Source organism: Streptomyces sp. NPDC058257, from assembly GCF_042881845.1.
GTDB lineage: Bacteria > Actinomycetota > Actinomycetes > Streptomycetales > Streptomycetaceae > Streptomyces.
On record NZ_JBHVXJ010000010.1, the window covers coordinates 178803 to 198637 of the forward strand.

Below are 19835 nucleotides of genomic sequence, written 5' to 3' on the forward strand. Positions count from 1 at the left end.
TCCTAGAGGTTGCCCCGCTTCTCCTGCTCCCGCTCGATCGCCTGGAACAGGGCCTTGAAGTTGCCCTTGCCGAAGCCCATCGAGCCGTGCCGCTCGATCATCTCGAAGAAGACCGTCGGGCGGTCCTGGACCGGCTTGGTGAAGATCTGGAGCAGGTAGCCGTCCTCGTCGCGGTCGACCAGGATCTTCAGCTCGCGCAGGATGTCGACGGGGACGCGCGTCTCGCCCGCCCACTCCCCCAGCGTGTCGTAGTACGAGTCCGGCGTGTCGAGGAACTGGACGCCGGCCGCGCGCATGGTGCGTACGGACTCCACGATGTCGTTCGTGGCGAGCGCGATGTGCTGGACGCCCGCGCCGCCGTAGAACTCCAGGTACTCGTCGATCTGGGACTTCTTCTTGGCGATGGCCGGCTCGTTGATGGGGAACTTCACCTTGAGGGTGCCGTCCGCGACCACCTTCGACATCAGCGCGCTGTACTCCGTGGCGATGTCGTCGCCCACGAACTCCTTCATGTTCGTGAAGCCCATGACCTTGTTGTAGAAGGCGACCCACTCGTTCATCTTGCCGAGCTCGACGTTGCCGACGCAGTGGTCGATCGCCTGGAAGGTGCGCTTGGCGGGCGGCTCGACGATCGGGGACGCGGCGGAGTAGCCGGGCAGGTAGGGGCCTTCGTAGCCGGTGCGGTCGACGAGCGTGTGGCGGGTCTTGCCGTACGTCGCGATGGCGGCGAGGACGACCGTGCCGTTGTCGTCCTTGACCTCGTAGGGCTCGGTGATCCCGCGGGCACCGTGTTCGACGGCGTACTCGTACGCGGCGCGCGCGTCCGGCACCTCGATCGCGAGGTCGACGACGCCGTCGCCGTGCTCGGCGACATGGCCCTCGATGAAGTGGCCCCAGTCCGTCGAGGCCTTGATGACGGAGGTCAGGACGAAGCGGGCGCCGCCGTTCGTGAGCACGTACGACGCGGTCTCGCGGCTGCCCGTCTCCGGGCCCGAGTACGCCACGAGTTTCATGCCGAAGGCCGTGGAGTAGTAGTGCGCCGCCTGCTTGGCGTTGCCCACGGCGAAGACGACCGCGTCCATTCCCTTGACCGGGAAGGGATCGGCCTCGCGCGCGGTGTGGGGGGTGGTGGCCGTGTGCTGGGTGTTCGCGGTAGTCGCCATGTCCGCAGGCTCCCGCCGTATCGCAAGGTGCGCAATAGTTGGCGTATTCAGTGGGCAATCTGCCCAGTGGTGGGCCATCATCAGCGGGCTATCTGTACATGATGACCACCCGATGAGCGGAGAAGAACGCGCCATGACGATCGATCATCTGGACGGCAGGCTCATCGTGCTGCTCGCCCGCGAACCCCGCATCGGCGTCCTGGAGGCGTCGCGCCGGCTCGGCGTCGCGCGCGGGACCGTGCAGGCCCGGATGGACCGTCTTCAGTCGAACGGAGTCATCCGCGGCTTCGGCCCCGAGGTCGACCCCGCCGCCCTGGGCTACCCCGTCACCGCCTTCGCCACGCTGGAGATCAAACAGGGCCAGGGCGCCGACGTACGGGCGCATTTGGCCACCGTCGCCGAGGTCCTCGAACTGCACACCATCACCGGCCACGGAGACATGCTCTGCCGTCTGGTCGCCCGTTCGAACGCGGATCTCCAACGTGTGATCGACCGGGTCCTGGGTTTTGATGGCATCGTCCGGGCTTCCACGGCGATCGTCATGGAGAACCCTGTTCCGCTGCGGATCATCCCGCTGGTCGAACAGGCGTCAGAAGACACCTGACGCGGGTAGACAAGAGAACGAACGGCCGGGCAACAGCCGAAGAGAGACAGCGAACAGCCGAACGGACACAGCGCGGTACGCCCCCACGACGTACGCGGCACGCGGGCACCGGGAGATTCCCGGCGCCGTCTGAACCGCGCCTGGGCGAGGTGAGCAGTTCAGTGAACTTCTGGGACTACCTCGGCAACCGCCACCAGCAGTTGCTGACGGACGCGTACCAGCACGCCAGTGCGGTATTCCAGTGCATGGTCGTGGCGACCGTCATCGGCGTACTGATCGGCGTCCTCACGTACCGCAGCGACTGGGCGGGCAACCTGGCCACGACCGCGACCTCCACCATCCTGACCATCCCGTCGCTCGCCATGATCGGTCTGCTGATCCCCGTCGTCGGCCTCGGCGTCGCCCCGACGGTCATCGCACTGACCCTCTACGGCCTGCTCCCCATCGTGCGCAACGCCATCGTCGGCCTGCGCGGCGTCGACCCCTCCCTGGTCGACGCGGCGAAGGGCATCGGCATGTCGCGTGCCGCCCGCCTCGTCAGGGTCGAGCTGCCGCTCGCCTGGCCGCCGATCCTGACCGGCATCCGCGTCTCCACGCAGATGCTGATGGGCATCGCGGCCATCGCCGCGTACGCGTCGGGCCCCGGCCTCGGCAACGAGATCTTCCGCGGCATCGGCTCGCTCGGCAGCAAGAACGCGCTCAACCAGGTGCTCGCGGGCACGCTCGGCATCATCATCCTGGCGCTGCTCTTCGACGCCGCGTACGTACTGATCGGCCGCCTGACCATTTCGAGGGGTATCCGTGTCTGAGACCACCGCGACCAACACCGACGACGGGGCGACGGCCGCGGGTGCGGCGGCCCCGAACGACACCACGGGCGCGACGATCGAGCTCGAGAACCTCACCAAGCGGTACGCGGGCACCAGCGACCCCGCGGTGGACAGCGTCAGCATGGAGATCAAGGCGGGCGAGATCGTCATCCTCGTCGGCCCGTCGGGCTGCGGTAAGTCGACCACGCTGAAGATGATCAACCGGCTCATCGAGCCGACCAGCGGCCGCATCCGCATCGGCGGCGAGGACGTCACCGACATGGACCCGGTCAAGCTGCGCCGCAAGATCGGGTACGCGATCCAGTCGTCCGGGCTTTTCCCGCACATGACGGTCGCCCAGAACATCGCCCTCGTGCCGAAGATGATCGGCTGGGGGAAGTCGAAGATCAAGAATCGGGTCGAGGAGATGCTCGACCTCGTCGGGCTCGACCCGGCCGAGTTCCACGGCCGCTATCCGCGCCAGCTCTCCGGCGGTCAGCAGCAGCGCGTGGGGGTCGCGAGGGCGTTGGCCGCCGATCCGCCCGTCCTCCTGATGGACGAACCGTTCGGCGCGGTGGACCCGATCACCCGCGACCACCTCCAGGACGAACTGATCCGGCTCCAGCACGAGCTGCACAAGACGATCGTCTTCGTCACGCACGACTTCGACGAGGCCATCAAGCTCGGCGACCGCATCGCCGTGCTCAGGGAGCGCTCGCACATCGCGCAGTTCGACACCCCGGAAGCCATCCTCACCAACCCCGCCGACGACTTCGTCTCCGGTTTCGTGGGCGCGGGCGCGGCCCTCAAGCGGCTCAACCTCACTCGCGTACGCGATGTGGAGATCGCCGACTTCGCGACGGTGACCGTCGACGACCCGCTCCAGGACATCTTCGACAAGCTGCGCGACAGCGGCACGAACGAACTGCTGCTGCTCGACAAGCGCCGCCGCCCCTACAAGTGGCTGCGGCGCGGCGATCTGATGCGCGCCGAGGGTTCGCTGGCCCGCGCGGGCACCCTCGTCCACGACACGGTCACCCGCGACGCCACCCTGCGCGACGCCCTCGAAGCGGTCCTCACGGACAACGCGGGGCGGGTCGCGGTCACCGGGCGGCGCGGCGAGTTCACCGGGGTTGTGGACATGCAGACCCTTATGAACTCCGTCCACGAGATGCTGGAGGCCGACCGGCTCGACGCCGTGGAGCACCAGCACGAACTGCAGGAACAGCGTTCCCTGGTGACCCACCACGAGCAGGAGGGCGACGGAGGGGCGGCGCAGGCATGAGCGGCGCCCCCGGGAGCGACCCCCGGATCCCCGAGCACACGCCGTCGCCCGGCGGCGGGCCCGACCCGCGGCCCGACGGCGAGCACGAGGTCAAGGGCCACCCCTTCCGCGACACGGGCGAGGCTGCCGAGCAGGAGGCCCCGCCGCCGCCCTCGGCGTCGGCCACGGGCCGGGCGCGGCGGCGGATCGGGTGGCAGAAGCTGGCCGTCCTGCCCGCGTTCCTGATCGTGCTCCTGCTGCTCACCTGGTGGTGGTTCAGGCAGGCCGACCTGGACTCGATCTCCACGAACGCCCTGGCGGACGGCAACGTCTGGCTCAGGCTCCGCCAGCACATCCAGCTGACGGTGATCTCCACCTTCTTCGTGCTGATCATCGCGATCCCGCTCGGCATCCTGCTGACCCGCAAGAAGCTCCGCAAGGGGGCGCCCTTCGCGATGGCCCTGGCCAACATCGGCCAGGCGACACCGGCGATCGGCCTCCTCGCCCTCCTGGTGATCTGGATCGGCATCGGCGAGAAGGCGGCCCTGATCGGCATCATCATCTACGCCGTCCTGCCGGTCCTCTCCAACACGATCGCGGGCCTGAACGCCAACGACCCGACCCTGCTCGAAGCCGCGCGCGGCATCGGCATGTCGGCATGGGGAGTCCTCGGCAAGGTCGAACTCCCGCTGGCCGTACCGCTGATCCTGGCGGGTGTGCGCACCGCGCTCGTCCTGAACGTCGGCACGGCGACGCTCGCCACGTTCGGCGGTGGCGGCGGGCTCGGCGACCTCATCACCACCGGGATCACCAACCAGCGGATGCCGGTGCTCATGCTCGGCTCGATCCTGACGATCGCGCTCGCGCTGCTCGTGGACTGGCTGGCCTCGCTGGCCGAGCTGGTCCTGCGTCCGCGCGGACTGGAAGGATGAGGATGAGGATGACGTTGCGTACGGCGGCCGTCGGTGCCGTGGGCGGGGCCCTCCTGGTGAGCTGCGGCCTCACCAGCGGCAGCCCGATGGTGGACGACGTCAAGCCGGGCACGGTCGGCAAGGGGCTGCCCCTGAAGGGCGTCGACCTCACCGTCGCGTCCAAGGAGTTCACCGAGCAGCTGGTCCTCGGCGCGATCATGGGCATCGCCTTCGAGGCGGCCGGCGCGGATGTCCTCGACCGGACGGGCATCCAGGGTTCGATCGGCGCCCGCGAGGCCGTCAAGGGCGGTGACGCGGACGCCATGTACGAGTACACGGGCACCGCCTGGATCACGTACCTCGGCAACTCCGAGCCCATCGACGACCCCCGCAAGCAGTGGGAGGCGGTGCGCGAGGCGGACGCGAAGAACGGCGTCACCTGGCTGCCGCCCGCCGAGCTCAACAACACCTACGCGCTTGCCGTCAACAAGAAGAACGAGGCCAAGTACAAGCCGAAGACGCTCTCCGACGTGGCGTCCCTGTCGAAGTCGGACCCGAAGGCGGTCACGCTGTGCGTGGAGAGCGAGTTCTCCTCGCGGGAGGACGGGCTGCCCGGCATGCAGAAGGCGTACGGGATGAAGATCCCCAACTCCGGCATCACCAAGATGGACACCGGGATCATCTACACCCAGGTCTCCAAGGGGTCGTGCGTGTTCGGCGAGGTCTTCACCACAGACGGCCGCATCAAGGCGATGGACCTGTCGGTGATGGAGGACGACAAGCACTTCTTCCCCAACTACAACGCCGCCCCGGAGATCAACAGCAAGGCCCTGAAGGAGCATCCGGAGATCGAGAAGGTCCTGGACCCCATCACGAAGAAGCTGGACAACACGGTGGCCCAGGAGCTGAACTCCAAGGTGGATGTGGACGGCCAGGACCCGCATGAGGTGGCCAAGGAGTGGCTGGTGAAGGAGGGGTTCGTCAAGGAGTGACTCAACTGGGCTGGACCCTGGCCGGGTTGGGGCTTCGCCTGGTCAGCAGCTCGGAACCTTTCCGCCCCGCTCCAGGGAACGCAGCGCGTCAACCGTGCCCTTCAGTGTCGTGATCGGAATCAGCCGCAGCCCCTTCGGCAGCTCCGCCTTGGCGTCCGAGCACTCGTCCTCGGGGACCAGGAAGACCGTCGCCCCGTCCCGCTTCGCGGCCTGGGTCTTCATCGAGACACCGCCGACCGGGCCGACCTCGCCGTCGTCGGCGATCGTGCCGGTGCCCGCGATCTTCCGGCCGCCCGTCAGGTCCCCGCCGCTGCCGTTGCCGTCGATCAGGTCGATGATGCCGAGCGAGAGGAAGAGGCCCGCGCTCGGGCCTCCGACCTTGCCGAGGTCGACCTTCACCTTCACCTTGCCGGTGCCGTCCACGCCGTTCGCGTCGAGGTAGGAGAGCGCGGCCTTCGTGGCCGTGTCCTGCGACTTCTTCATGTCGCCGAGGTTGTGCTTCTCGACTTCCTTCACGTTGTTGCCCGTGGGGTACACCGAGTCCTTGGGCATCACGGCACGGTCCGTACGGAACCAGCCGTCCACCACGTCGCTCAGGCTCACGTCCATATCGGGCCCCGTGGCCACGATCGTCGTCATCCGCAGCTGCCCGCTCGTCTCGCGGGTGGGCGCGCCGGTGATCGAGATGACCCGCTTGCCCTCGCTCGTGCCGAGCACGTTCGCCGTCGACCCCGGCTGGGCCACGGCGAACGGCAGCGGCGCCAGGGCCGCGACCGCGAACAGGGCGACCACGGGGACGGCACAGACGGCGATGACCTTGGGGCGCGTGAGACGAGAGAGGGAGAACACGGGATCAATCTAACGTGCGGTCGGACGGACGAGCCCGTCCGGCGTCCGAGGACGAACTCGGCGGAGCCGGTGATCGACGGTATGCCACAGGGGCCTCCGCCTCACCTCAACGCGTCGGCCACTTCCCGTGCCGCGTCCACCACCCGCGGCCCCACCCGCTCCGGCACGGAGTCCGCCAGCATGACGACGCCGACGCTCCCCTCCACGCCGGTCACGCCGACCAGCGGCGCCGCGGCTCCGCTCGCGCCCGCCTCCAGTTCCCCGTGCGTGAGCGCGTACCCCGGATCGGTGGCGAGCCCCTGCCGTGCGGCGAGGATCGCCCGGCCCGCGGCGCCCCGGTCCAGGGGGTGCCGGAAGCCGGTGCGGTAGGCCACGTGGTAATCCGTCCAGGTGGGCTCGACGACGGCGACGGCGAGTGCCTCGGTGCCGTCGACGAGGGTCAGGTGCGCGGTCGCCCCTATGTCCTCGGCGAGGGAGCGCAGCGCGGGCAGCGCGGCCTCCCGCACCAGCGGATGCACCTGGCGGCCGAGCCGCAGCACCCCGAGTCCGACGCGGGCACGGCCGCCCAGGTCACGGCGGACCAGCGCGTGCTGCTCCAGCGTGGCCAGGAGGCGGTACACCACGGTGCGGTTCACACCGAGCTTGTTCGAAAGCTCGGTGACGGTGAGCCCGTGATCGGTGTCGGCCAACAGTTTGAGGACGCGCAGTCCTCGGTCGAGCGTCTGGGAAGTCTCCGCGGTCACGACGCCCACTCCTTAGGTGAGGGTCGACGGCCCCTTTACGCGGCGGTTGCGTCGCCGGTCCCGTGGGCGACGCGCGTCAGAGGCCGCCGGTCGGAACTCCGGCTGCGCTCCGCGGCGGCGCTGCCACGGGGCGTGTACGTTTCGGGGACATTAGCGAGGCCGTCCCGCTCAGCGGAAGACTCCGTCCAGAATCCGGTCACGAGAGGCGCTGTTAGGGGCGCAATGCCCCTATACGCGGTGCACGCCAGGCGGACGCATGCACGATTCCCGCACACGGAACGCACCCGTCCGCTCCAGGGAGTGGACCGGCCCGCCCTACTTCATGCGGGTGGCCCACTCCCCGACCTTCGCGATCCGCTGCCGCAACTGCCCGGCGGTGGCCTCCGCGCTGGGCGGGCCGCCGCACGTGCGGCGCAGCTCGGTGTGGATCACGCCGTGCGGCTTCCCGCTCTGGTGGGAGTACGCGCCGACCATCGTGTTGAGCTGCTTGCGCAGTTCGAGCATCTCCTTGTGGGAGACCACGGGCCGCCGCTCGGCGGGCAGTTCGAGCAGGTCGGCCTCGTCGTCGGGCCGCTTCTTGCTGTGCGCGATCTGCCGGGCCTGCCGCTTCTGCAGCAGCATCTGCACCTGGTCGGGTTCCAGGAGCCCGGGGATGCCCAGATAGTCCTGCTCCTCCTCGCTCCCGGGGTGCGCCTGCATCCCGAACTCGGCGCCGTCGAAGAGAACCCGGTCGAAGACGGCATCGGACTCAAGCGCCTCGAAGGAGAACTGCTCCTGCTCGCCGGTGTCCTCGTCCTCCTCCTTGTTCGCCTCGTCCATCTCCTTCTCGGACTCGGCGTAGGGGTCCTCTTCCCCCTCCTTCTTCGGCTTGTCGAGCACATGATCGCGCTCGACCTCCATCTCGTTGGCGTGGCCGAGGAGGTCGGGGACGGTGGGCAGGAAGACCGACGCGGTCTCGCCGCGCCGCCGGGAACGTACGAAACGGCCCACGGCCTGGGCGAAGAAGAGCGGCGTCGAGATGGTGGTCGCGTACACACCCACCGCGAGGCGGGGCACGTCGACGCCCTCGGAGACCATCCGGACCGCGACCATCCACCGGTCGTTGCTCGCGGTGAAGTCGTCGATCCGCTTCGAGGCGCCCGTGTCGTCGGAGAGGACGACGGTGGCCTTCTCCCCGGTGAGCTCGCGGATCAGCTTGGCGTAGGAGCGCGCGGAGTCCTGGTCGGAGGCGATGACGAGGCCACCGGCGTCCGGAATCGCCTTCCTGACCTCGGTCAGCCGCTGGTCGGCGGCCTTGAGGACGTTCGGCATCCACTCGCCGCGCGCGTCCAGGGCCGTCCGCCAGGCCTGCGAGATGGCGTCCTTGGTCATCGGCTCGCCGAGCCGCGCCGCGATCTCGTCACCGGCCTTCGTCCGCCACCGCATGTTGCCGGAGTAGGAGAGGAAGATGACGGGACGGACGACGCCGTCGCCGAGCGCGCTCCCGTATCCGTACGTGTAGTCGGCGGCGGACCGCCGGATGCCGTCGTTCCCCTCCTCGTACGCGACGAAGGGGATCGGGTTGGTGTCGGACCGGAAGGGCGTGCCGGTGAGCGCGAGGCGCCGGGTGGCGGGCTCGAAGGCTTCGAGGCAGGCCTCGCCCCACGACTTCGAGTCACCGGCGTGGTGGATCTCGTCGAGGATCACCAGGGTCTTGCGCTGCTCGACGCGGTTGCGGTGCAGCATGGGCCGCACGCCGACACCGGCGTACGTGATGGCGACGCCCTGGTACTCCTTGCTGAGCGGCCCCGCGCTGTACTCGGGATCCAGCTTGATCCCTATCTTGGCCGCGGCCTCCGCCCACTGCTTCTTCAGATGCTCGGTCGGCGCGACCACCGTCACCTGCTGCACGACGTGGTGGTGCAGCAGCCAGGAGGCGAGCGTCAGCGCGAACGTCGTCTTGCCTGCGCCGGGTGTCGCGACGGCGAGGAAGTCACGCGGCTGCTCCTGGAGATACCGCTCCATCGCCCCTTGCTGCCAGGCGCGCAGCTTGTTGGCGGTACCCCAGGGGGCGCGGCCGGGGAAGGCGGGAGAGAGGTGGTGGGAGGAGGCGGAGTTGGCGGCGGTGGTAGTCACGGTCTCCGGTTTGAAGAGGTAGGGGCCGCGCGCAGCGCGTCGAGCAGGGTGGCGGTGGGTGACGGGCGGGCAGCTCGGGTACGTACGACAACCGGGCCACCCTACCGGTGGCACGTCGGCGTCAACCCGTGGACGACGCCGGGGCACCCATGGGTGGGACTCAGGTCACAGGGCAGACCGAGTCAGCGTGCGAAGCGCGGCAACTGGGCAGCGATCTTCGGGACGTCCAGGGCGCCCTGGCAGACGTCAAGCACGAACCTCTCGGCCTCGTCCACGTCGAAGTCCGCGTCAAGGGGGTGCCCATTCATGTGCAGGAAGACCCAGGTCGCGTACCAGGCGATGCGCTTGTTGCCGTCGACAAGGGCACGGTTGCGGGCCAGCGACTCCATCAACGCCCCGGCCTTCTCCCATACGTCCGGGTAGGCGTCCTGCCCAAATACGCTCGACTGGGGGCGCGCCAGGGTCGAGTCAAGGAGACCGTAGTCGCGCACCTCGTCCGCCCCGAGCCGCTTAGCGAGGTTCAGCAACTCGGGCAGCGTGAGGTAGTGCATCAGGCGAGCCTGCGGTTCAGTTCCGTGCTCGCCTTCAGCACGTGGTCGGCGGCCTCGTTGAAGAGCCGCGCGTGTTCGTTTATGGCGGCGATCACCGCGTCGTGCGCGAACGCCTGCATGCTGCTCCCCTCTGCCGCCGCGCGCTCTCGCAGGGCGTCGAGCTCCTCGTCCGTAAATCGCAGGTTCAGTGCAGCCATACGTCAACGGTACCGCGCGGTACCACGTGGTGTCACCGCGATTCCGCCCGCAGCCGCGTCCCCACCCAAGCCCCCACCAGCGCGACCGCCGCCATCGGCAGGAACACGGCGACGAAGGCCCCGGGATGCGAGCCGCCCGCCCCGGTGGAGCCGTGCGCGTCCACCATGCCGCCGCCGAGTGCGGCGAAGGCGGCGCCGCCGGCGGCCAGGAGCAGGGCGTTGGACAGGCCGTCCGAAATCTGGAGGGCGGCGGAGTTGGCCCCCGCGTCCTTCGGCGGCGAGAGGCGAAGGAGCAGGACGCTGGTGGACCCGATGACCGTGCCCATGCCGAGGCAGCCGAAAGCCCAGGCCACCGCCACGATCCACACCGGGACGGCGTCGATCAGGACCGTGGGCGCGGTAGCGATGGCGGCGGCGACCAGGAGCATCCCGACGACCATGAGCCGGGTCCGGTACGGCTCCATGCCCGGCCGCGACTGTACGAACGACCCGAACGCCCAGGTCGCACCGCCCACGGCGAGCGAGAGCCCCGCCATGGTCGGCGAGAGCCCGCGCTGGGTGACGAGCATCAGCGGCACGAAGGACTCGGCGGCGATGAACGATCCGGCGGCGATGCCGCGAAGCAGCACCACGGAGGGCAGGCCGTGGGCGGCCCGGTACGTGCCGCGCGGCAGCAGACCGAGGACGGCCGGCACGAGGACGGCGGCGCCGAGGACAGCGGGCAGCAGCGAGAGCCAGCGCAGGTCCTGACCCGCGTACTGGAGGAGCCCGGCGCCCAGCGAGATCCCGAGCGCGAGCCGGATGCGGCGGCGGTCGAAGGGCCCGGCGGACGCGTCGGAGTCGACGGGCCCGGCGGCCCGGCGCCGGATCTGCGGCAGGGCGAGCGCGAGCGGCGCCGCGACGAGCACCGGGATCCCGAGGAAGACCCAGCGCCAGCCGAGCTGCTCGGTGACCGTCCCGGAGACAAGCGGCCCGACCACGGACGGCACCACCCAGCTGGCCGCGAACGCCGCCAGGATGGACGGACGCAGGTGCTCCGGGTAGGCCCGGCTGACGACGACGTACAGCGCGACGATGACGAGACCGCCGCCGAGACCCTGCACGGCACGGCCGAGGATGAACATCCACATGGTCTGGGCGGTTCCGGACAGGACCAGGCCCGCCGCGAAGCCGCCGATGCCGGTGGCCAGCGGGCCAAGCGGCCCGCGCCGGTCGGCCCACTGCCCGGAGAGCACCATGCCGAAGAGGCTCGTCGTGAAGTACGCGGAGAAACCGAAGGCGTAGAGCGAGACGCCGTTCAGCTCACGGGCGGCCACCGGCATCGCGGTACCGACGGCGGTCGCCTCGAAGGCGATGAGCAGGACCACGGAGACGATGCCGAGACTGAGCGCGCGGTAGGGGGCGCGCAGGATTCCGCCCTGGAGCTCGGACGGCGGGACTATGGGGGCGGCGGCGACTTCGGCGTCGCGTGGTTCCAGGGCGCTCATGCTGGCCAGCGTAAGGGGCGTGGGGGGCTTTGACCCCTGTCTGGGGTCGGTGGCCCTCTGGTCCCTTGGTCGTACGTCCCTGGCTCGCTCCGGGTCGGTCCGGGTCGGTCCGGGTCGGTCCGGGTCGCTCCGGGTCGGTCCGGGGCGCTCCGGGGCGCTCCGGGTCGGTCCGGCTCGCCCCGGGTCGCCCCGGGTCGGTCAGCTCCCGGACGCGTACGTCACGAAGTCGCCCCATGCGGCGGGGGCGAAGGCCAGTTGGGGGCCTTGGGGGTTCTTGGAGTCGCGGAGGTGGATGGTGGCGGGGGCAGTGGCTACCTCAACGCAGCTGTCACCCTCATTGCCGCTGCTGTAACTGCTCTTGTGCCACTCAAGGGCGATCTCGACGCAATCGTTGGGGTCACTACTGCTGCTGTAGCTGCTCTTGAACCAATTCAGCTCGGAAGTGTCCCCAGCCGAGGCCTTGCGGATCATGTCTCTCCCAGCACTTGCTCGATGAAGGCCAGCGACTCCCGTGGCGAGAGAGCCTCGGCCCGGATAATTCCATACCGCAGTTCGAGGATACGGAGCTGCTTTGGCTCCGTGACCGGGCGACTGTTGAACGCGCCCTCGGAACGCCCGACCGCCGTCCCGTCTCCGAACTTGAGTACCTCGATCAGACCGGCCGTTCCAGGGTGGCCCTCGTGGTCGGTCGGCATCACCTGGATCTCAATGTTTCGCAACTGACCTAGCTCCAAAAGCCGTTCGAGCTGCCGATGCAACACCATCCTCCCTCCGATCGGGCGTCGGAGCGTCACCTCTTCCTGCACGAAGCTGAGGTCCGGGGCCGGAGACCGGTCGAAGATGGACCGTCGAGCCATACGCGCCGCCAACGCCCGCTCCAACTCGCTTTCAGAGAGCGAAGGCCGCCACGTACCGAGGAGTGCCCGCGCGTACTCCTCCGCCTGCAAGAGCCCGTGGATGTTGTGATTGCTGTAGAGCGCAACCTCGACCGCCCTCTCCTCCAACTTCGCCAGCTCCCGCACCTTCTTCGGATAGCGGGCCTCCCGCATCTCCTTCTTCATCGCGGAGACAAGCCCACCCGCGTCAAGGACCTCGTCCACCTTGTCCAGATACTCGGGACGAGGAATCCGCGCCCCGCGTTCGATCTTCCGGATCAGGTCCTCCCCGTACCCGATGGCCTCCCCGAACTCGGCCACGCGAAGGCCCGCCGCTTCCCTCCGCAACTTGAGCTGGTGGCCCGTCATCTCGACCACCGCACTGATCTCGTCCTCCGGATCGACGTCCCAACCGGGCTCGTCCGCCCCGTCATTACGCCCCTCGCCGCCACGTTCCGTGTCCACCGCGCCACCTCCGACGTACCGTCCAAGCCCAACGCGCACTCGTACCCGGACGTCACCGGTACAGCCGGGACAAGCCAGGACAAACGCGGGACAAACGCGGTACGCACAGCCCGCGCCGCTGTTCACGGTACGCACGCACGGCCACGCTGAGTGACGTGAATCACGAAACCACCCGCACCCCGATCCCCGTACACCAGTTCACGATCCTGCTGTCCGCCACCCGCAGAGGTGCTCGCCTGGCCCGACTGCTCGCGGGCGAGCAACTCCGCGCCTGGGCACTGCCGTTCGAGGCAGCGGAGCAGATCGTCGCCGAACTGGCGAGCAACGCCGCGCTGCACGGTCATGTACCCGGCAGAAGCTTCCGTCTGGCGCTCACACTCACCGAGGCGGCCACGCTCCGTATCGAGGTGACGGACGCGAGGGCGGACCGCCGACCACCGGGAGCAGCCCAGCTTCCGCCTGTCTACGCCGAGTCAGGCCGAGGCCTGCTCCTGGTCGCCGCCCTGTCCGACCGCTGGGGCACGGAATCGGGCTCGACCTCCTGCAAAACAGTCTGGGCGGAAATCGACATGTCCACCCCTATTTGACCCCATCGGGGTTTCCTCGCCTTGGCGGCCCCGCACACGGTGGGGCGCGACATCAAGAACGTAAGAAACGAGGGAGAGAACCCCCAGCATCGCGATCTGGCCTCACGGCGATCGGCCCCGAGACCGGGCCACTGCCACGACTGTGCCGTGCGCTCCACTACGGCGGCGGCATAGGACGAACAGCAGGGTCAGAAGGGAGCCGCAAGTTCCACGCGGCGAAGGTCTTGATTAGCGTGGTTTCTCTGAGTGGGTGGCTGAGCGAGCCTCCATCCCGTGTGAGCCCGCTCGGGTCGGTGGGGGCTGACTTTCGTCGCCTAATGTTCGGACGTGGCCACGGGTTGGAAACCGGGGTTTACACGACGTGGCGGCGCCGGCCCCGAGGCCGGTGCGCATGGCCACCCCGAGGCTCAGCGGCCAACAACCAAAGGCGCAGCAACAGCAACGGCGGAGGTGACGGAGGGTTGCGGCCGTCCCTCGACATCGGCGTCCGTCTCCCGAGGTCGATAAGCGTTCGTTGCTAGAAAATCTCACTCGCATGGGCAGTGAGCTGGGGTTCCGCAGCGAGATGGTGGAACTTTTTTGCATTACCCGACCTCTGCCACCCACGGCCCGTGGTGTCGCGCCGTTCGTGAACGCGGTATGGCAGTCCCGTTGCGGCACCCGGAGATCCCTTGAGTTAACCCGCCGGTCACAGCTAGCTTCAAGGGGTCGAGTTCATCTCGGCCGTGTGCCCGAGTGGCTTAGGGGCTGGACTGCAAATCCAGTAACGCGGGTTCGATTCCCGCCACGGCCTCCATGGAACCACCTGAAAGAACCGCCCGAGGGGTTCAGACCCGTGCCTCGTCGAGCCCCGCGAGAATCGCGTCAACCGTCTCGTCGACCGTCAGGTCACTGCTGTCCAGCCAGAGCCCGAGCCGTGGCGTCGTCTCCCGCATCCCCGAGTCCAGGGCCTCCACGGTCCATGCCCCGTAACCGGTCTTGCCGCGACCGGCCTCCCGGGCGGCGACCGCGTCCGGGCGCGGGGCTAGGACGACCACGTGCACGGGGCGCGTACGCAGCAGATCCACGTACGTCTTCAACTCCTCGCCCAGGATGACGTCCTGGACCACCGCGACGAAGCCCGCGGCGGCGTACGCGTCCGCCGTCGACGCCGACAGGCCGTAGCGCAGACGGAGTTGCGCCGCGGCCTCGTCCGATGCGCCCGGCTCGTACTCCTGGCCGCCCGACACGATCATCCGGCGGAAGACATCGCCCCGCACGTGCGCCGCGCGCGGCAGCCGCTCGGCTAGGGCCTGCGCCACCGTGGACTTGCCTGCGGCCATGATGCCGGTGATGACGACGACCCCGGCCAGGGGCGCCGTCACGTCGCGACCGCCGCCTGGGGGCGGATCGGGAGGCGGTTCACGGGGCGGCCGGTGGCGGCCCGTACCGCCGACGCCACCGCCGCCGGGGTCGTCACCACCGGCACCGCGCTCGCCGCCTTCGCGCCGAAGGGCGCGACCACGTCCCGCTCCTCCACCAGCTTCACGATGCGGATGTCGGGGGTGTCCAGGGCGGTCGGGAGCGCGTACCCCGTCAGGTCGGGGTGGCGGACCAGGCCGCGCGGCGTACGGAGGTTCTCCGTCAGAGCCGCGCCGACCCCCTGGGTGACGCCCGCCTCGATACGTACCCTCAGCTGGGTCGGGTTCAGGATGCGGCCCACGTCCTGGGCGACCGCGAGCTCCACGACCCGTACCGAACCGATCTCCACGTCCACGTCCACGACCGCGCGGATCGCGCAGAAGGCCATCCCGACGAACGCGTCGCCCTGGCCCGCTTCGTCGAGGGGCTCGGTGGGGTGCGGGCGGCACTGGGCCGTCGCCCACAGTTCCTTGCCGTCCATCGCCTCCGTGACGGTCGTGCTGAGCACCCCGTCGTACGACGTGATCTTGCCGTCGGTGATCTGGAGCAGCTCCGTCGACATCCCGAACTTGTGGGCCAGGGGCTGGAGAAGCTGCGTGCGGACCATCTTCGCCGCGCGTTCCACCGCGCCGCCCGACACCCAGGTGTGGCGGCCGTGGCAGCTGGGGCCTGCGGGGGGCTGGTCCGTGTCGACCGGGGCCACGCGGACCTCGTCGATGCCGAGCGTCTCCTGGACGATCTGCCGGGCGAGCGTCGAGAAGCCCTGGCCCGTCTCGACCGCCGCGCAGATGACGGTCGCGATGCCGTCGTGGACCTTCACCGTGGCGGTGGAGACCTCGTCCGTGCCTTCGGCGCCCAGGAGCTGGACCATGCCGAGGCCGTAGCCGACGCCCCGGCGCACGGCCGCGGGCTCGCCCGCGCCCTCGGGTCCTCCTGGCAGCAGCCACTCGTCCTCGGGGGTGTCCTTGGGCAATTCGGGGAGGGGGAAGTCCCTTACGGCGGCAAGGAGTTCGGCCACCGGGGCCGGACACGTCACCGTCTGGCCGGTGGGCAGGATGTCGCCGGTGGCCATCGCGTTGCGCAGCCGCAGCTCCGCCGGGTCGATGCCCAACTTCTTGGCGATCTTGTCCATTTGGGCTTCGTACGCCGTGCACACCTGCATGGCGCCCTCGCCCCGGACATGCCCGGACGGCGGGTTGTTCGTGCGCACCGCCCAGCCCTCGATGAAGGCGTTCGGGACCACGTACGGACCGCAGGCGAAGGAGACGGCCGCGGCGAGCGCGTCCGACGACGTGTCCGCGTACGCGCCCGCGTCCAGCAGGACCTGCGCCTCCACCTTCACCAACCTGCCCTCGGCGTCCGCGTGATGGCGGTAGCGCAGCAGTGTCGGGTGGCGGTGGGCGTGGCCCAGGAAGGACTCCTCGCGGGTCGCCGTCAGCTTCACCGGGCAGCCCGTCGTGAGCGCGAGCAGGCCGAGCGGCAGGTGGAAGCTGGCATCCTCGCGGTCGGCGGTCGCGCCCGGGACGCCGGTCACGACGACCTTCACGATGTCCGGATCGATGCCGAAGCAGGACGCGGCCATGTCGCGGTCGGTGTGCGGGTCGGTGGAGGCGATGTACAGCTCCACGCCCCCGTCGGGACGGGGTACGGCCAGACCCGCCTCCGCGCCGATCGGCGCCGGGTCCTGGCGGCCGATGCGGTAGAGGCCCTCGACGACGAGTTCGCCCGCCGCCTCCGGGTCGCCGTGCCGCAGCGGGATGTGCCGGATCAAGTTGCCGTCGGGGTGCAGCGGTTCGGCCGCGAACGCCTTCTCCGGGTCGGTGACCGGATCCATGACTTCGTACTCGACGAAGATGGCGGCGGCGGCCATCCGCGCCGTGTCGGGGTGGTCGGCGGCCACGGCGGCGATGGGCTCGCCGTGGTGGCGTACGACATCGGATGCGAAGACCGGACGGTCCGCCGTCTTGCGGCCGTGCAGTGCCTCGCCCGGCACGTCCTCGTGGGTGACGACGGAGCGCACGCCCGGCATTTCGCGCGCCTGGGACGTGTCGATCGAGACGATGCGCGCGTGCGCGTGCGGCGAGCGCAGGACGGCCGCCCAGAGGAGCCCCTCCGCCCACAGGTCGGACGCGTAGGGGAACGTGCCCTCCGTCTTGGCGCGGGACTCGGCGGACGGCAGCGAGGCGCCGATGCCGTGCGGCAGCGGCTCGGGGCCCGGCTGCGTCTCCGCCGCGGTCGCGGTGTGCGCCGTCTCCGCGGCTTCGTTGCTCACGCCTGGCCTCCGTCCTGGCCGTAGGGTCCTTCGTACGTTCCGTCCTGCGCCGCCGGGTTGACCCCTCCGGCGCCGGGTCCCGCCTGGTGCGGAATGCGCGCCTCGCCCGGCTGGTCGCCCTGCCCGGACGGTTCGGCGGCGGACGCGGACGCCTCGCGCTCGGCGACCACTTCCTGCACGGCGTCGAGCACGCCGCGGTAGCCGGAGCAGCGGCACAGGTTGCCGCACAGGGCGCGGCGGGTCTCCAGGTCGGACGGGGCGGGGTTGCCTTCGAGCAGGTCGTGCACGGTCATCGCCATGCCCGGTACGCAGAAGCCGCACTGGACGGCACCGCAGGCGGCGAGCGCCCGCTGCACGTCGGAGGGTCTGCCGTCGACGGCGAGGCCCTCGACGGTACGCACCTCGCTTCCGGCGGCGGTGGCGGCGGGCACCAGGCAGGAGGCGACGAGACGGCCGTCCACCTGGACGTTGCAGGCCCCGCACTCGCCCTGCGAGCAGCCGTCCTTGGCGCCCGCGAGGCCGAGGCGCTCGCGCAGGACGTAGAGCAGGGACTCGCCGATCCAGGCGCCGGTGACGGGGCGGTCGGCGCCGTTGACGCGCAGGACGTAGGAGCAGAGGGGGTGTTCGTCGGCGGGGGCGGTGACGGGGGCCGCCGCTTCGGGGTCGGTCTCGGGGTCGGTCCCGAGATCGGTCTCGGGGTCGGCTCCGGGGTCGGCTCCGGGGTCGGCTTCTGCTTCGACCGCGGTCCCGGCTCCGGGCCCGACTTCGACGTCGGCTTCCGCCTCGGGCTCGGCTTCGACCGCGACCTCGGCTTCCGGCTCCGGGGCGGGCTCGGGCTCCGGCTCCGCGGGGACGTCGGGCACCTCGGGCGGCGCCTCGGGCACCGCCACATGCATCTCGGGAGCGACCGGCGCTTCGGGGACGAACGCCTCCGGGGGCACTACGGGCTCATGGGCCACGGCCACGGGCTCGTGATGCCGCGGCTCGACGTGTTGTGGGTGCTGGTGCTGCGGCTCGACGTGCGGGTACGGATGCGGCTCGGCATGCGGGTGCCGCACCGGCTCCGACCACGGCGCACCCACACCCGCGCCACCCGTCGCCCACGGCGCCGCCGCGCCACCCGGCAGCGTCGCGGGCGGCGTACCTCCCCACTGTGTAGCGAGCGAGGATGCGGTGAACTCGCCGGATTCGTCCGGAAGGTCACCATTGGCGACGGGAATCGACCACTGCCCCGTGACGTCGGCGGGCGCGGGGGCGGCGGGCGCGTGCCCCTCCGCCTCCTGGAAGCTCCACTGGCCTGTGGCCCGGGGGTCGTACGCGTGCTCCTGCGCCTGCACGTCGTGACCGGACGGCGCGGGCTCGGGCGCCCCGCCCGCGGCGGGCCACTGCACGTTCTGTACGCCGGTCACCTCGGGCGGCATGGCCCAGACGCCCGTGGCGGCCGGGTCCGTCGCGTCGGCCGTCGTCGGGGTGACCGTTATCTGCGGCGGCACGTAGCCGTGTCCTGGCGCGGCGAGCGGCGAGTGGTCGAAGGCGTCGAGGGCGCCTTCGGGCAGTTGCACGAAGGCCGTGGCGTCCGAGTCGTACTCGCCCTGCGGATGCGGCTGCCAGCCGCCATTGCCGTTCTGGTCGTCGCTCACGACAGCGCCCTCCCCAGTGCTCGTCGGGCCAGCGCGGCGACGGTGCGCCGCAGGTGCAGTACGGCGGCGGGCAGCGGCTGCGGTGAGCCGTCCTCCGCCGGAGGCTGGTCGGGGATACAGGCGGCGGCGACGTACTCACCGAAGGCGGTGAGCGCCTCCGGCACGATCGTCCGCTCGCCGTCCCAGTCGATCAGCGAGGCGACCCACTGCTCGGCCTCCAGGGGCCGCAGCGGCATCGGGGCGACGGCGCCGACCGCGCAGCGCACGCCGCGCCGCGCGGGGTCCAGGACGAGCGCGACGGACGCGGTGGCGCGGCCGGGCCCGGTGCGCCCTGTCGCCTTCAGGAAGACCTGCGGGGCGTGCAGGAGCGGCAGTCGTACGAAACCGATGAGTTCACCGGGGCGGAGCATGTCCATCCCCGCGAGGAGGTGCGACACGGGAACCTCGCGGCGCGCGCCGCCGGGGCCCGCGATGATGAGGACGGCTTCGAGGGCGGCGAGTACGGGCAGGGTGTCGCCGGTCGGGCCCGCCGTGGCGATGTTGCCGCCCAGGGTGCCCGCGTTGCGGATCTGCGGGGGTCCCGCGGCGCGCGCGGCGGCGGCGAGCGCCGGGATCAGGGCGGCGAAGTCGGGCCGCCCGACGCGTGCGTGCGTGAGTCCCGCGCCGAGCAGCGCGTGACCGTCCTGGTACTGCCAGCCGCGGATCTCCCTGATGCGGCCGAGGCCGACGAGCGCGGCGGGGCGCAGGAGGCCCGCGTTGACGGAGGCCATGAGGTCGGTGCCGCCGGCCACGGGCACGGCGGCGGGCATCGCGGCGAGTGCCTCCACGGCCTCGTCCAGCGTTCCAGGCAGCTTCGCCGTCTGCGCGGTCTGCGCCGCCTGCGGTGCGTGCGTGGTCAAAACCGGCTGCC

The 19835-nt window shown here is 70.4% G+C and carries 19 protein-coding genes and 1 tRNA gene; 7 read left to right on the top strand and 13 right to left on the bottom strand.

The genetic code is table 11. From position 1 onward, the window contains the following. Positions 1-2: 2 nt before the first annotated feature. On the bottom strand, positions 3-1163 hold the full coding sequence (hppD, locus tag ACFVXC_RS24250) for a 4-hydroxyphenylpyruvate dioxygenase (RefSeq protein ID WP_389908397.1): 1161 nt from the start codon (positions 1161-1163) through the stop codon (positions 3-5). Between the two features lie 133 nt (positions 1164-1296). Between hppD and ACFVXC_RS24255 the strand changes: the two genes are divergently transcribed. The 5 genes from ACFVXC_RS24255 to ACFVXC_RS24275 all read left to right on the top strand — a co-directional run bounded on the left by ACFVXC_RS24255 (position 1297) and on the right by ACFVXC_RS24275 (position 5743). After that, positions 1297-1767 carry an Lrp/AsnC family transcriptional regulator gene (locus tag ACFVXC_RS24255; RefSeq protein WP_389908400.1) on the top strand — a complete coding sequence of 157 codons (471 nt, stop codon included), beginning with the start codon at positions 1297-1299 and terminating at the stop codon, positions 1765-1767. 161 nt (positions 1768-1928) lie between these two features. Continuing rightward, the gene (locus ACFVXC_RS24260) at positions 1929-2576 is read left to right on the top strand and encodes an ABC transporter permease (RefSeq protein WP_389908702.1); all 648 of its coding nucleotides are present in this window, start codon (positions 1929-1931) and stop codon (positions 2574-2576) included. 76 nt (positions 2577-2652) lie between these two features. Then, the gene (locus ACFVXC_RS24265; RefSeq protein ID WP_389908704.1) at positions 2653-3861 is read left to right on the top strand and encodes a betaine/proline/choline family ABC transporter ATP-binding protein; all 1209 of its coding nucleotides are present in this window, start codon (positions 2653-2655) and stop codon (positions 3859-3861) included. Then, positions 3858-4772, top strand: a complete 915-nt coding sequence (locus ACFVXC_RS24270) for an ABC transporter permease (protein ID WP_389908403.1) — start codon at positions 3858-3860, stop codon at positions 4770-4772. Before ACFVXC_RS24265 ends, ACFVXC_RS24270 begins: the two co-directional genes overlap by 4 nt. A gap of 2 nt (positions 4773-4774) precedes the next feature. Continuing rightward, a complete protein-coding gene (locus ACFVXC_RS24275) occupies positions 4775-5743 on the top strand; it encodes a glycine betaine ABC transporter substrate-binding protein (protein ID WP_389908406.1) in 969 nt (322 codons plus the stop codon). A 42-nt stretch (positions 5744-5785) separates the two neighbouring features. On the opposite strand, the gene ACFVXC_RS24280 is transcribed toward ACFVXC_RS24275, so the two are convergent. The 8 genes from ACFVXC_RS24280 to ACFVXC_RS24315 all read right to left on the bottom strand — a co-directional run bounded on the left by ACFVXC_RS24280 (position 5786) and on the right by ACFVXC_RS24315 (position 13025). Further along, positions 5786-6592 (bottom strand): S16 family serine protease, encoded by an 807-nt coding sequence (locus ACFVXC_RS24280; RefSeq protein ID WP_389908409.1) that lies wholly within the window; start codon positions 6590-6592, stop codon positions 5786-5788. Between the two features lie 101 nt (positions 6593-6693). Next, entirely contained in the window at positions 6694-7335 is a 642-nt protein-coding gene (locus ACFVXC_RS24285) for an IclR family transcriptional regulator (RefSeq protein WP_389908412.1), read from the bottom strand. A 315-nt stretch (positions 7336-7650) separates the two neighbouring features. After that, positions 7651-9450, bottom strand: coding sequence for a DEAD/DEAH box helicase (locus ACFVXC_RS24290; protein ID WP_389908415.1), 1800 nt, complete (start codon positions 9448-9450; stop codon positions 7651-7653). Between the two features lie 182 nt (positions 9451-9632). Further along, positions 9633-10001: a type II toxin-antitoxin system death-on-curing family toxin gene (locus ACFVXC_RS24295; RefSeq protein ID WP_389908417.1), complete on the bottom strand. Its 369-nt coding sequence runs from the start codon at positions 9999-10001 to the stop codon at positions 9633-9635. Further along, positions 10001-10198 (bottom strand): hypothetical protein, encoded by a 198-nt coding sequence (locus ACFVXC_RS24300; protein WP_389908420.1) that lies wholly within the window; start codon positions 10196-10198, stop codon positions 10001-10003. The genes ACFVXC_RS24295 and ACFVXC_RS24300 overlap by 1 nt, the downstream gene beginning before the upstream one ends. A 32-nt stretch (positions 10199-10230) precedes the next feature. After that, positions 10231-11685, bottom strand: a complete 1455-nt coding sequence (locus ACFVXC_RS24305; protein ID WP_389908423.1) for an MFS transporter — start codon at positions 11683-11685, stop codon at positions 10231-10233. A 198-nt stretch (positions 11686-11883) separates the two neighbouring features. Next, positions 11884-12156, bottom strand: coding sequence for a DUF397 domain-containing protein (locus tag ACFVXC_RS24310; protein WP_389908425.1), 273 nt, complete (start codon positions 12154-12156; stop codon positions 11884-11886). Continuing rightward, the gene (locus ACFVXC_RS24315) at positions 12153-13025 is read right to left on the bottom strand and encodes a helix-turn-helix transcriptional regulator (protein WP_389908428.1); all 873 of its coding nucleotides are present in this window, start codon (positions 13023-13025) and stop codon (positions 12153-12155) included. The genes ACFVXC_RS24310 and ACFVXC_RS24315 overlap by 4 nt, the downstream gene beginning before the upstream one ends. A gap of 155 nt (positions 13026-13180) precedes the next feature. Here ACFVXC_RS24315 and ACFVXC_RS24320 point away from each other — a divergent pair, with 155 nt between their 5' ends. Beyond that, positions 13181-13612 (top strand): ATP-binding protein, encoded by a 432-nt coding sequence (locus tag ACFVXC_RS24320; RefSeq protein ID WP_389908431.1) that lies wholly within the window; start codon positions 13181-13183, stop codon positions 13610-13612. A 721-nt stretch (positions 13613-14333) separates the two neighbouring features. Then, positions 14334-14408, top strand: a tRNA-Cys gene (locus tag ACFVXC_RS24325). A gap of 31 nt (positions 14409-14439) precedes the next feature. On the opposite strand, the gene ACFVXC_RS24330 is transcribed toward ACFVXC_RS24325, so the two are convergent. The 4 genes from ACFVXC_RS24330 to ACFVXC_RS24345 are packed head-to-tail and all read right to left on the bottom strand — an operon-like array spanning position 14440 to position 19824. After that, positions 14440-14934 carry an AAA family ATPase gene (locus ACFVXC_RS24330; protein WP_389908706.1) on the bottom strand — a complete coding sequence of 165 codons (495 nt, stop codon included), beginning with the start codon at positions 14932-14934 and terminating at the stop codon, positions 14440-14442. 38 nt (positions 14935-14972) lie between these two features. Continuing rightward, positions 14973-17285 (bottom strand): xanthine dehydrogenase family protein molybdopterin-binding subunit, encoded by a 2313-nt coding sequence (locus tag ACFVXC_RS24335; protein ID WP_389908434.1) that lies wholly within the window; start codon positions 17283-17285, stop codon positions 14973-14975. Beyond that, positions 17282-18925, bottom strand: a complete 1644-nt coding sequence (locus ACFVXC_RS24340) for a 2Fe-2S iron-sulfur cluster-binding protein (RefSeq protein WP_389908437.1) — start codon at positions 18923-18925, stop codon at positions 17282-17284. The genes ACFVXC_RS24335 and ACFVXC_RS24340 overlap by 4 nt, the downstream gene beginning before the upstream one ends. Next, positions 18922-19824, bottom strand: coding sequence for an FAD binding domain-containing protein (locus ACFVXC_RS24345; protein ID WP_389908440.1), 903 nt, complete (start codon positions 19822-19824; stop codon positions 18922-18924). The genes ACFVXC_RS24340 and ACFVXC_RS24345 overlap by 4 nt, the downstream gene beginning before the upstream one ends. Positions 19825-19835: the final 11 nt, after the last annotated feature.